This is a genomic window from Limnochordia bacterium (assembly GCA_023230925.1).
Lineage (GTDB): Bacteria > Bacillota > Limnochordia > DUMW01 > DUMW01 > JALNWK01.
Genome location: JALNWK010000038.1, coordinates 1 through 12,613, shown reverse-complemented (window position 1 = coordinate 12,613; position 12,613 = coordinate 1). Strand labels below are relative to the sequence as shown.

At 48.6% G+C, this 12,613-nt stretch carries 11 protein-coding genes and 1 tRNA gene; 9 read left to right on the top strand and 3 right to left on the bottom strand.

The window, feature by feature from the left end; translation table 11 throughout:
• The first annotated feature begins 1 nt into the window (after position 1).
• The 3 genes from der (at position 2) to spoIVA (ending at position 3,573) form a co-directional block, all read left to right on the top strand.
• Positions 2 to 1,321, top strand: a complete 1,320-nt coding sequence (gene der, locus M0Q40_09195; protein MCK9222775.1) for a ribosome biogenesis GTPase Der — start codon at positions 2 to 4, stop codon at positions 1,319 to 1,321.
• A gap of 12 nt (positions 1,322 to 1,333) precedes the next feature.
• Positions 1,334 to 1,933, top strand: a complete 600-nt coding sequence (gene plsY / locus M0Q40_09190) for a glycerol-3-phosphate 1-O-acyltransferase PlsY (GenBank protein ID MCK9222774.1) — start codon at positions 1,334 to 1,336, stop codon at positions 1,931 to 1,933.
• Between the two features lie 161 nt (positions 1,934 to 2,094).
• Positions 2,095 to 3,573 carry a stage IV sporulation protein A gene (gene spoIVA / locus M0Q40_09185; GenBank protein MCK9222773.1) on the top strand — a complete coding sequence of 493 codons (1,479 nt, stop codon included), beginning with the start codon at positions 2,095 to 2,097 and terminating at the stop codon, positions 3,571 to 3,573.
• A 92-nt stretch (positions 3,574 to 3,665) separates the two neighbouring features.
• On the opposite strand, the gene M0Q40_09180 is transcribed toward spoIVA, so the two are convergent.
• Positions 3,666 to 4,346: a vitamin B12 dependent methionine synthase gene (locus M0Q40_09180; GenBank protein MCK9222772.1), complete on the bottom strand. Its 681-nt coding sequence runs from the start codon at positions 4,344 to 4,346 to the stop codon at positions 3,666 to 3,668.
• A gap of 287 nt (positions 4,347 to 4,633) precedes the next feature.
• Here M0Q40_09180 and M0Q40_09175 point away from each other — a divergent pair, with 287 nt between their 5' ends.
• The 4 genes from M0Q40_09175 (at position 4,634) to M0Q40_09160 (ending at position 7,332) form a co-directional block, all read left to right on the top strand.
• Positions 4,634 to 4,906: an HU family DNA-binding protein gene (locus tag M0Q40_09175; protein MCK9222771.1), complete on the top strand. Its 273-nt coding sequence runs from the start codon at positions 4,634 to 4,636 to the stop codon at positions 4,904 to 4,906.
• Positions 4,907 to 5,032: 126 nt separating this feature from the next.
• Complete coding sequence (gene thrB / locus M0Q40_09170; GenBank protein MCK9222770.1) at positions 5,033 to 5,947, top strand: homoserine kinase; 915 nt, start codon at positions 5,033 to 5,035, stop codon at positions 5,945 to 5,947.
• An 18-nt stretch (positions 5,948 to 5,965) separates the two neighbouring features.
• Positions 5,966 to 7,198, top strand: a complete 1,233-nt coding sequence (locus M0Q40_09165) for an aspartate kinase (protein ID MCK9222769.1) — start codon at positions 5,966 to 5,968, stop codon at positions 7,196 to 7,198.
• A gap of 56 nt (positions 7,199 to 7,254) precedes the next feature.
• Positions 7,255 to 7,332, top strand: a tRNA-Pro gene (locus M0Q40_09160).
• Between the two features lie 255 nt (positions 7,333 to 7,587).
• Here M0Q40_09160 and M0Q40_09155 read toward each other — a convergent pair.
• Together M0Q40_09155 and M0Q40_09150 are read right to left on the bottom strand one after the other, a co-directional pair.
• Positions 7,588 to 8,691, bottom strand: coding sequence for a hypothetical protein (locus M0Q40_09155; protein MCK9222768.1), 1,104 nt, complete (start codon positions 8,689 to 8,691; stop codon positions 7,588 to 7,590).
• A gap of 16 nt (positions 8,692 to 8,707) precedes the next feature.
• Entirely contained in the window at positions 8,708 to 8,926 is a 219-nt protein-coding gene (locus tag M0Q40_09150) for a hypothetical protein (GenBank protein MCK9222767.1), read from the bottom strand.
• A 1,589-nt stretch (positions 8,927 to 10,515) separates the two neighbouring features.
• Between M0Q40_09150 and M0Q40_09145 the strand changes: the two genes are divergently transcribed.
• Together M0Q40_09145 and M0Q40_09140 are read left to right on the top strand one after the other, a co-directional pair.
• Positions 10,516 to 11,052 (top strand): hypothetical protein, encoded by a 537-nt coding sequence (locus M0Q40_09145; GenBank protein ID MCK9222766.1) that lies wholly within the window; start codon positions 10,516 to 10,518, stop codon positions 11,050 to 11,052.
• Between the two features lie 316 nt (positions 11,053 to 11,368).
• Positions 11,369 to 12,277: a GGDEF domain-containing protein gene (locus M0Q40_09140; GenBank protein ID MCK9222765.1), complete on the top strand. Its 909-nt coding sequence runs from the start codon at positions 11,369 to 11,371 to the stop codon at positions 12,275 to 12,277.
• The last annotated feature ends 336 nt before the right edge of the window (positions 12,278 to 12,613 follow it).

Below are 12,613 nucleotides of genomic sequence, written 5' to 3'. Positions count from 1 at the left end.
CATGGGAAAACCAGTCGTGGCCATTGTAGGTCGGCCGAATGTAGGAAAATCATCGTTGTTTAACCGGTTAATCGAACGGAGACTTGCGATTGTAGAGGCAGAACCGGGTATTACCCGGGATCGACTTTACCATGATTGTACGTGGCTTGGCCGTACTTGTATCCTCGTTGATACCGGCGGCATTGACTTTAAGGACGAAGATGATTTTGCCGCTAGTGTCCGCAGACAAGCACAGATCGCCATTGATGAGGCGGATTTGGTGTTGATGGCCGTTGATGGACAGGCGGGTCTGCAGGAACTGGATCGGGAAGTTGGCGAATTGTTACGCCGGCAGAAAAAACCAGTGCTGGTGGTGGTCAACAAGGTCGATAATGTCCAAATGGAAATCGATGCATTGGAGTTTTATAGTCTTGGATTGGGTGATCCGGTACCGGTATCTGCCCTGCACAACCGGAATATTGGGGATTTATTGGACCAGATGATGGAGCAGCTCCCGCCGCAACAGGATCTAGCCGAGGAAGAAGAGGGGATCCGTGTTGCGATTGTGGGCAGGCCCAACGTGGGTAAATCATCCCTGGTTAATAAGCTGCTGGGGCAGGAGCGGACCATTGTCAGTGACATTGCCGGGACGACTAGAGAGTCTATAGATATTATATTAGAGAAAGATGGAAGACGGTTTATCCTAGTGGACACCGCGGGGATGCGGCGTCGCTCCAAAGTAGATAAGCCTGTGGAACGTTATGGAGTTATCCGCACTTTGCGGGCTATTGACCGTTGTGATGTGGCGGTGTTGCTTATGGATGCCACCGAGGCGGCAACAGATCAGGATGCAAAGATTGCCAGCTACATTCATGAGGCGGGCAAAGGATTGATTCTAGCCGTTAACAAGTGGGATTTGGTGATCAAAGATCACCGGACTATGAAGGAATTCGAGGATATGATTCGTGGAGCCTTTGCCTTTGTCAGCTATGCACCATTGGTATTTATTTCGGCACAGACCGGCCAACGGGTACATGAAGTACTGGAAGTGGCTGAGTATGTGACCGAGCAGGCTTCACTGAGGATTACCACCGGAAGACTCAACGACTTGCTGAATGAGATTGTGGAGAGAGTACAGCCTCCGAGCAAGAAGGGTAAACGACTGAGGATTTACTACGCCGTTCAAGTGGGAGTGAAACCACCGAAATTTCTGTTCCACGTTAACGATCCGCAACTAATGCATTTTTCATACGCTCGGTACCTGGAAAACCAGCTGCGTGAAGCCTATGGCTATCATGGAGTACCGTTAATTATACAAACTAGGGGGCGGGCGGAACCGTAGGAGGTTAGGGTCATGGCAACGATGGTCTCATTGGTTGTTATTGTCGGTAGCTATCTGATTGGAAATATCCTCACTGGGCCATTAGTTGCCCGGTACAGGACGGGAATTGATCTGCGCCAAGTCGGCAGCAAAAACGTAGGTGCGACAAATGTAGCCCGTAGTCTGGGCTTAAGATTGGGTTTTCTTGTATTGGTACTTGATGCCTTGAAGGGATTCATACCTGTACTAGGTGCAAAGCTGCTACAACAGAGTGACTTAGTTATTGTTATTGCTGGTATCGCGGTTGTTGTTGGTCATGATTGGCCCATTTTTGCCCGTTTCCACGGAGGCAAAGGTGTTGCCACATCTTTAGGTGTTTTGCTGGCCATATCCCCGAAGGTGGCTATTACACTGACCTTAGTTTGGCTTGTGGTGGTATACTTTACTCGTTATGTTTCCTTGGGTTCGCTGATGGCTGGGGTGTCTTTGCCGTTGGTAATGCTGTTGTTTGGAATGGAGCGGGTGTATGTTATTGGTGGTGTGATCATGGCGATCATGGCGACTGTCCGCCATAGGTCAAACATCCAGCGGCTGGTGGGTGGCTCTGAGCTTAAAATTGGTCAAAGAAAGTAGGAAGTATTGGTAGGGTGCAAAAAGCGCGGCATTGGTCGCGCTTTTTTCTTTCCTAGGTAATATTTGCCCGTCCAAGCTAATATAGATATATTGAATGTGGTCAAGGATATCCACTGACTGGCTATTGAAGGGTATTAGGACGGTGAGGAGGGGACCTACCGATGGAAAAGTTCGATATCTTCCAGGACATCACGGAACGAACCGGCGGCAGTATCTACATTGGGGTGGTAGGGCCGGTTCGAACGGGTAAGTCCACGTTTATTAAGCGATTTATGGATTTGATGGTACTACCTAAGATAGAGGATGTGCACCAAAAGGAGCGCACCATCGATGAACTGCCCCAAAGCGGTGCAGGCAGAACCATCATGACAACTGAGCCTAAGTTCGTGCCCGATGAAGCTATTAACATCGGTCTGGCGAGCAATATTACATGCAGGGTCCGACTGGTGGATTGCGTGGGATACACGGTGGATGCGGCCCGAGGCTATGAAGAGGAATCGGGTCCGAGAATGGTGCGCACACCGTGGTTTGAGCATGAGATCCCCTTTCAGCAAGCGGCGGAACTAGGAACAAGAAAGGTTATTGCGGAGCATTCTACCCTGGGATTGGTGGTAACCACCGACGGTTCAATTACCGAGATACCCCGGGAAAGCTATGTGCAAGCTGAAGAACGGGTCATCGGTGAATTGGAGGACTTGGGGAAACCATTCTTGGTTGTGCTCAATTCAATAACCCCTGAAAAAGAAGAAACCAAGGCTCTAGCCCGTTCCTTAGAGGAGAAATACAATGTGTCTGTTGTGCCCATTGATTGTCTACGGATGACCCAGGAAAACGTAATGGAGTTAATGCATCGAGTCTTATACGAATTTCCTGTACGTGAGATTGCCATCCGTTTACCCCAGTGGGTGGATGAATTGGCCGCCGATCATAAACTCAGTAAGCGTTTTGGCGCAGCGGTATTTGAGACGGTGGACTCCATCCACAAGTTGCGAGATGTTACCGCAGCCGTAAAGTCCTTTGGGGAGTATGAGTCCATCCAGAGTGTCAAACTGGCGACTATGGATCTAGGTTCAGGAAAGGCGGTAATTGATCTGCTCATTGACGGCAGTCTCTTCTACCAGGTTCTGCAGGAGATGACTGGTTTTGCGGTAGAGGGCGATCATCATTTACTCCGTCTGATGCAGGAACTTTCTACTGCGAAGAAGGAGTACGATATCATTGCCACCGCCTTCAACGAGGTAAAGGAAAGGGGTTATGGCATTGTCAGTCCCCGGCTTGATGATATTACCTTTGATGAGCCTGAGCTGATCAAGAAGGGTAATCGTTTTGGCGTGCGCCTTAAGGCCAGTGCCCCTTCCTTTCACTTGATTCGGGCTAGTATTGTTACCGAGGTTACTCCCTTTGTGGGTACCGAAAAACAAGGGGAAGAGATGGTACGTTATTTATCTGAAGAGTTTGAAGCAGACCCGAGCAAGATCTGGTCCTCGGATTTCCTGGGGAAATCCCTGCAAGAACTTATCCAAGAGGGCATCTCCAGCAAACTTAACCGAATGCCCGATCATGCCCAGGAAAAGCTCCAGGAGACCTTAAGCAAGATCATTAACGAGGGTAGTGGAGGCCTGATCTGCATTATCCTCTAGACAGTGGGGAAATCAAAAGCCAAACAGAGCGGAAAAGGACGCAGATAAGACATCTCCGTCCTTTTTACTTGTATTGCACTTGGGTGAAAACCTTACTTGTAGCGACTTTCATAAAGCTTTGGATCGTAAGTGACCCTGCGGCCGGGACAGTCTGTCCGGGGGCAGAGCATACAGTTTTCGAAGTCTGCCTCGGTGGAAAAACGGATTCCCGATAGTGATTTAACTGGGATCATTAAAAACGAATCGGTTAGTTTAAGACCAATACTCTCTTCGGTATTGCCTAACAGCTGAAAGAGCGGTTTCTGCTGGCTAATGGGCCAGTCTTCTAAGGAACCCGGGCTCATATGGGATGTCTTACCTAAACGAAAGGTCCTTTCAAGATGCTCATTAAGGTATTGGACTGCTTGTCTTAAGGCTATTTCCTTGATCGCTTCGGCATAGTAGTTGAGCAATAGATCAGGAATACCCTTCGACCACTCCTCTAGCTCCTTGCCACATGTTACTACATAAGCGATGAATCTATGGGCGTTTTGCAGATTAACCGAAAGCACACGACTGTGGAAGGTGATGCCCTCTACAACCAACTCGTCATCTGTTCGGGACTGAATGTATGCCTCTTTATATAAGGCTTTGGGTCGGGTAATTTCCTTCGCCTCATTTACCAGCGTTTTGATGGATTCCACTTCTGGATCGGTCTGTGATCTTTTGAGTCGACGGAGTACTTCAATGTAATCTAGTTTAACCGGTATCTGGTCCAAGACTGTTGCACGCATGAGCATGATCCCCTCCTGGATAGAGTATACATCGGAAGATCTGCCAGATCAATTGGTTACCTTTACACCGGGATAGAGGCTATTAACCACGGAAAACTCGGAAAATCTTACTAACTGAGCAGGATATTGGCTTTTCAGGTAGAATATACATCAGTAGATGCCCAAAAGAGCGGAGAGTTCCATGGTTATTCATGTTTGAGCTAATAATGTCCCTTTGCGGTGGACAACCTATCAGAGAAAGCGTGGAAGGAAAAGGAGTCAACGGATTTGCGAAGGAGGTGAGCGAGATGACAAAAGCAGAACTAGTTGATCGGGTTGCAGAGAGTACTGGGCTTACTAAGAAGCTAGCTAGTGGATCCGTAGATGCAGTGTTTAATGCTATTACTGATGCGCTGGCCAAAGGTGAAAAGGTGCAGTTGGTTGGGTTTGGTAGTTTTGAGGTACGGGAACGTGCGGCACGAAAAGGCCGTAATCCTCGGACAGGGGAAGAGATTGACATTGAATCGCGCCAGGTTCCGGTGTTTAGGGCCGGAAAGGCACTAAAGGACGCCGTTCGATAGTCACCTGATCTTAAGGACAGTTCAAAAGGAAGAAGACGATAGTTGTCTTCTTCTTTTTTGTGGGTTTATTTAGCGGGTGGAACCTGATATAATATGTATTTGAATGTTGATGGAAGAGGTGCTCCCATGGCTGTACGCGTAAAGGTTCCGGCAACTACTGCCAATTTAGGACCAGGTTTTGATTGTCTTGGTCTGGCCCTTGGTCTGTATAACGTTTTCACCGTTGAGGAAACACCAAAGGGCTTCTCCCTTGAGGTCTTTGGTGAATCTCAGGGCATTGCCAAAGGTAAGGGGAACCTGTTTGTGCGCACCATGGATGATGTATTCCGTAAGGTGGGATACCGACCGGCGGGGCTACGTGTAGTTGCTGAGAATAACATTCCCCTAGCCAGGGGAATGGGCAGTAGTGCCACAGCTATTGTAGGTGGTTTGGTAGCCGGCAATGCTCTCAGTGGCAATACCTTAGGAGAAGCAGAACTGGTAGCCATGGCCTCCGCCATAGAAGGACACCCGGATAACGTGGCTCCGGCTTTGCTTGGCGGGCTAGTGACGGTATTTACGGACTCGGAAAAACAGGCGCATTACCAACGGGTTGTACCAAAAGCAGGACTAAGGGTATGTCTGGCGATCCCTGAGTTTACCCTGAGTACCAAAAAGGCCCGGGCGGCATTGCCCAAGGAAGTAGCCATGTCTGATGCGGTGTTTAACTTAGGAAGGGTTGCTGTACTGGTGGCTGCCATGTGTCAGGGTAACTTGGAGGTTCTCAGCCAAAGAGAACTGTGGGATGATTGCTTACACCAACCCTACAGGGCCTTCTTGATTCCCGGTCTAAAGGATGTTTTCGCCGCGGCGAAAAACGCAGGGGCCTATGGCGCGGCTATTAGTGGTGCTGGGCCAACAGTGGTGGCCTTTACCGGTGACCGTGATGCCGAGGTACAGCAGGCTATGGGTCTTGCCTTTGAAAAACATGGAATAAACTGTCGGTGCGTAACCACCGATATATCCGAGCATGGGGCGTTAGCATCAACAGAGTTCATTTGAGGCGGAAGGATGGAAAGTATGGACATTGTAGTTCAAAAGTATGGTGGTAGTTCAGTTGCAACTCCCGAGTTGATTCAAAACGTGGCGCGGAGGATTATCGCGACAAAGTTGGCTGGAAATAGTGTTGTAGTTACGGTATCCGCGATGGGTCATACGACAGATGAATTGATTTCCATGGCGGCAAAACTGAGCAACAATCCGTCTAAACGAGAAATGGACATGTTGATGTCAACTGGAGAGCAGGTAACCATCTCCATGCTTGCCATAACTCTGCAGGCGATGGGGCATGCGGCGATATCCCTGACCGGACCCCAAGCAGGGATTTATACAAATAGAATGTTTAGCAAAGCGAAGATCGTAGAGGTTAACCCCGAGCGGGTTTCTCAAGAACTGGAAGAAGGCAATATTGTGATTGTGGCTGGTTTCCAGGGCAAGACCTACGATGGAGATATTACCACCCTCGGTCGAGGCGGTTCGGATACCACGGCCGTTGCATTGGCTGCTGCGTTAAAGGCCAAAGTCTGTGAGATATATACTGATGTGGACGGTGTGTATAGTGCTGATCCACGGATTGTTCCCCATGCCCGTAAGTGGCACGCGGTATCCTATGGGGAGATGCTGGAAATGGCAAGCCTAGGTGCGGCCGTTTTGCAGCCCCGGGCCGTGGAGTATGCAGCTACCCATGGTGTAGTTATTCACGTTCGGTCTTCTTTCAAGCAGATCGAAGGTACCTTTGTGAGGAGTGAGTCAGACGTGGAGAAAGAAATGTTGGTTACTGCGGTTACTCAGGATCGGGACACAGTAAGAGTCGTCGTTGTTGATTTAGACGATAAGCCGGGAATTGCAGCACGGTTGTTTTCGGCCTTGGCAGATCAAGGTGTGAACGTAGACATGATTGTCCAAACCCACACCCGGGGTGATAAGACCGACATGCTATTTACCGTTTCCAGACCTGATCTAGAGCTGACCCTTGATGTTGTTAATGGGATCAAGTCGGATATTGGTGCCAAGGAAGTGCTTTTCGATGAAAGTGTGGCAAAGGTATCCATCGTTGGTGCAGGTATGGTCAGCAACCCCGGAGTCGCTGCTAAGATGTTTCAAGCCCTCTGTCATGCGGGGATCAATATCCAGGCGATCAGTACTTCGGAAATCAAGGTATCCTGCTTGATTGACGAGAAGTATACACTAGATGCGGTCCAGGCAATCCATAAGGAGTTTGGATTGGAACTAACGGCGGAGCAAAGCGCGTAGAATCAAGGCAAAACGCGGTTGCGCATTGGTAGCAATTGTGGTATCATATTTCTTGTCGGGCTGTGGCGCAGCTTGGCTAGCGCGCTTGACTGGGGGTCAAGAGGTCGCAGGTTCAAATCCTGTCAGCCCGACCAGTCCAAAACCCTTTATTATAAAGGGTTTTTTTATTGTGTGCCCAGCGGGCGCATGTTCTACAGGGTGAAAGTCCCGAAATCTGCCCAGCAGTGTGATATAGCCAATGACAAGGGTGGTGTCCATCGAGCGTTAACCCCCTGTCTGACAAGAGTATTTGTTGGGCCTTTCTCCTTGTTGGGCGAGGCTTATGTAAGGGACCAGTGAGTGCCCTACAAGCGACGGTTTTACACAATACGTAGAGCAATTCCCTCAATTCAGATCGAGCGTATATACTTCGCATCCTTAAGTTCCATAAGTACAACCTCACCTTCTGATACTCGCTCCATATAAATTAGTCTGGGAATCGGGAAGGAAGTTCGGCGACCCTCTGGTGCGGTCCAGTCTTGTTCAGCTAGGTACAGCTCAAAGTATATATTGAACACCTTTTCCATCCTTTTATCTTGCAACGGAAAATACCCTTGTATTTTGTGCACGTCTGTATAGACTTGTCCGTCCCAGGGATTTTGAAAGGATTCGAGAGTACTGTCTATGAAATAGACGCGACCAAGGTTGGGATACCCTTGCACCATCATTGTGGGCACTAACTCTTTAGTGTAATAATCGCACCACATATCAAGGCTCCACTTGTTCTGTAATGATTGATGCAAAAAGGACCAGTAGATTCGTTCTGGGTCGCGCTGGTAAATAAGATGACCAATCATCCGCCCAAGATATCCTTGCCAATACATTTGCCATGGGGTACTATCCCTACTGGCCGCTAGACCCATCAGGATATCGGAGCACTCTTCGACCCGATCGGTTGAGGCTAAGATTCCCACTAAAACCGTATCAAGGGGATAGGCTCTGGTTCGTATGATCGGTCTATCCTCATTGTTGCTTTCAATTTTCTCATAGATGTGTGTGCCGCCGGCGCTAAACGAGGTAGAGACAAAATAGTGTCGATATTCATGGTAGGCTGGATATTGAAGGCTGTTCCAGTGTAGCACCTGTGGATCAATAGATGCATCATCAAATAGCGGAGTAAGGTCCAAGATTAGCTCTTTGGCCTGGCCCAGAAGGGCGGCTGCATGACTCTCTTGCACAATAATTAAGTCTGGTAAGTCGGTCTCTGCTAATATGCGCACTATAAGGTGCTCGATTGCTACATTGTGAATCTTGGCATCGTGAATGTGCAGCTTTTCTAGGATTTGCTGTAATTCCCCAACTACATTAGGTGGGTAACTACCTTCTACAACCACTATTTGTAGATTATCCTCAACAGTAGTAGTACGCACATCATGAATCCGGAGCAAACCGAAGGAGATGAATACAGCCCAGACTAGCAGGGTTAAAATCAGGTGTGCCCTCTTCCGCCACATAGTCTTACTCCTTTCACTATTTTACCGGGATTGCTTTCTTTCTTGTCAACAGCCAAATTGGCTTACGATAGAGTGCTTGACGCAGCGAATGAACCGCAGGACTTGAACACTCCTTAGCATTGGTTTCCTCTTTCCTCCATCCTAGGGAGAAGCCCAAGGAAAGAGCAATACTTCCCTGCAATACCATTAGGTACATTACGACAAGTACAGCAACAATTCCCAGTCTACTTGACAACATTGGGCTATGTGCCTCCCCTTTCTTAATAATTTTGCATATAAATCCCTTACCGCCTCTTTTCAGCTAAGTTTTCGCATTATATACTAATTTTACTAGCGTTGTTTGCGGAGGTCAAGATGACTCCACTGCGAAAAGACGTATTTTCCGTATTTACAACCAAATCCCAATGTTTTTGAGGTTTACCGAACAAAAAGAAGCTTGTTCGTAAGCGTCAGTGCGGCCGGGAAATGACACATGTTCTAGCCGGTGAGAGTCCGGTCAAGACAAGGCCTAACCAGCCAACTTGTAGTCAGTCCTTGGAGCAAGGCAGGTGACTGTCTTGTTTAAGCGTAGGAAGACAAGCTAGCAGGCCGAAAGCGAAAGCTGAAGCGATTGAGCCTCGAAAAACGTTAACGAGGATGGTCGATGCGTTTGACGCCGCAGAAGACAACACTGACCCGAGCGTAAAAAGGTGAGTTCGGGTTAGCACTCCGGGGTCTGAGAGCTCGGCATGCTAGACATTGCGAACATGTGGCAACCCGGGAGATCCCGCCTGTTCCTGCAAGGGTATGTGTCTACAAGCGACAACCAAGCAAGGGACGCAAATGACGGGTGGGAAGTCGGATGGTTGCGTAGTATCGATGAAGCGTCGTAATTGTCATGGAGAGAAGGCAACCACACGGAGGAGAATCGGGCTAAGGTAACAATCGCCACACTCCGAGGTGGATAAGATTGACAACGGGATTGGCTCGAATAGCACGACAGGTGGTTTTGCGACTGCTATACTGGTGTGTGAATCTCCTTTGTGGGGAGCCGTGTGCGTTAATTGCGCAAGCACGGTTCTGCGAGGGGCAGGGCACCCGCAAGGGCCCTGTCTACTCACCAAACAACCCCACCTCGCGACTGCTTTGCTATGATGGTTCCAATTATCCGATCGGAACAAAGAGGTCGCGAGGTGGGCCTAATTTGACGCTTACGGTGCTGTGTTAGGCATACGCTTTTACACTGGCCAAATTTGGCCGAAAACCTGGGCCAAGTTTGTCAAAAACGCCGTAGTGATGGGCTTCAAGAAACAAGTGATTTCTACGTAAAAGCCTGCAAAACCCTGTGTTCATCAGGCCTTGCAGGCCTTTTGTACGGATTGACTGGGGGTCGAGAGGTCGCAGGTTCAAATCCTGTTAGCCCGACCGGTCTAAAGACAGGTAAGGTCGCTTATTAACGGCCTTTTTCTATGTCTAGGAACTATGCGCCAGAATGGCTGAGAACGTGGTAGCCAGTAGATGTCACTAGCCGGGATGTTGGCGGCGATACCCCCTACTGGCATGGTTGCCAGAGTTGTGCTGGGTCAGCATGTCGACGGCTTTCTGAAGTGTTCGGTAGCAAGACTGATGCTGCAAATACGCAGATCCGTTATTCACGTCTTTGATGAGATAGGAGCCAGGTTCAGAGGGTAGTTGTGGTGCAATTCAGATACCGATGCACGGCCGCTGGACCCAGTAACGCTTTGGCTTTGCAAAGTGGCTTCAAGAAGAAAGTTTAGGTGTTTTCCTCTTGGAGAACATATGGTATGATGAGGACGAGACAATAATTGGAAAAGGTGGTAGCAGATGCGGACAATACATTGGCAAGTGGGTGTTCTAATGTTAATAGCCATACTGCTACTTGCTGGCTGCAAGGAAGAGACACCGGAACAGGCGGTTATAAACGCGCTGCAAGCGATAAAAAAGCTAGATGAGAAGGCTATTACCAAGTATTTTGGTAAAGTAGTAGACATTCCCGATGATGACATTACAGAATACGGTGAGTATGTGGAGCTGGTAGTGCAGAATCTTGATTTCAAAGTGCTCTCTTCATCCAAGGATGGGGATACTGCTATTGTCAAAACTGAGATTACAAACATTGATATGATTGCGGTCCTTGATGAGTATCTTGACCACGTTATGATATCGGTCTTTTCAGGACAAGATGAATCCGAAGATGAAATGGTACAGCTATTCGTTGATCTGCTAAGCAAGGAAGATAACAACACGGTAACCTCTATCGTGGATATATATTTGGAGAAAAAGGGCAGAAGCTGGATCCTGATTGGTGATGAATACTTCGAAGACGCAATACTAGGTGGTATGGCCAGCGCCCTTAACTGACAAAGCGTTGGCATGCTACGGCTATACTGGGATAAGCTATTATCTGCGACCGTCAAATCGTGGCCAGAGTCTCCGATGACATGAGGTGGCAGGTAGTGCATCGTGGGTAAGATTAGCATAGGGAGATGCGAAAACCGAACAACCACATGCACAAAAACGGAGCTATTCCTAGGCAAAGCCCCACGGAAACCCTTGGCCTAGCAGGTTTTATAGGCTGTAGTCTGGGGTGACTATGGCGGCCGTTCTCTCTTTGCTAGCAGAGCCGAAACCCACACGAAAGACGGATATCTGTCGAAAATAGAAGAGGTGCACAACCATGTCGGAACCCATTACCCTTGATCGGCTGGAAGGCCATTTGACCTTCTTTAGCAAAATGTACGATGCGGTGAGAATCGTTGATCCGGTCCGTAAACGAGTTATGGAATGCCGGGGGAATGCCGTTGACCAGACAGAAGAGATTTGCTACGAATACTGGAAGGATCGGCGCATATGTGAGAACTGTATTTCCGTGCGTGCATATCACAACGATAAAAGCTTCATGAAGCTAGAACAAAGTCCTGATGCGATTATCATGGTGACGGCACTGCCTATCCAGACAAAGGAACAACCTGCGGTATTGGAACTGATGAAAAACGCTACGGACAGCATGATGATTGGTACAGGCAACTACAGTGATGGACGTCTCATGCGCAACATCGTCTCGGATATCAATCACTTGGTGATCACCGATCAACTAACCTCTTTATATAACCGCAGGTTTGTGAGCGATCGCCTACCGGTGGATATTATCCAAGCCACCATTGATGAATCACCCTTGTCGGTGATTTTCATGGATATAGATAACTTCAAGGAGATTAATGATACCTATGGGCATGCCGTGGGGGATCTCGTGTTGCAGCAGGTAAGTGATGTAATCAAGAGGAACATTCGGGGATCCTGTGATTGGTCTGCAAGGTATGGGGGAGACGAGTTTCTGATCTGCCTTACTAATACCACTTCCCATGAGGCCTACCGTGTCGCCGAACGAATCCGACGCGGTGTCCAGACTGCTATTCCAACGAAGAAGGAGACGATTCAGCTCACAGTCTCTTTGGGTATACATACGATGGAGGAGACTAAACTGACACCAGAGGAGCTCATTAGTCTAGCCGACCGCAAGATGTATGAAGCGAAGAACAGTGGGAAGAACCGTACGATGGGTGATGTGGAAGCAGAACTTGCGTAGTAGGGAGATTGCATTTGGCGGTTCGGTTGAGACAGCTAAAGGTTAGCTGCTGAATGAGGCCAGCATGCGGATTTTCCTCGGGTATCCTTCAGCTCAAGGAAGTTCCCGTAAAGAGCTTGTGTAGGAATGGTGTTCATGACAGAAATAGATGGTCGGGCGCCTATTAACAAGGGTGCATTTCAAGAGGCCCGGTATCTAGAAACAGCCTTGGCTAGTATGAGTCAAGAATTTACGGGTTCAGGTAGGTGATCGCGAACGCGACGGATACCGCGGGTCCCATGAGAGAGAAGGGAAAAGAAGGGATCGAGAGGCTCAATCTCCAATATAGGAGATAAG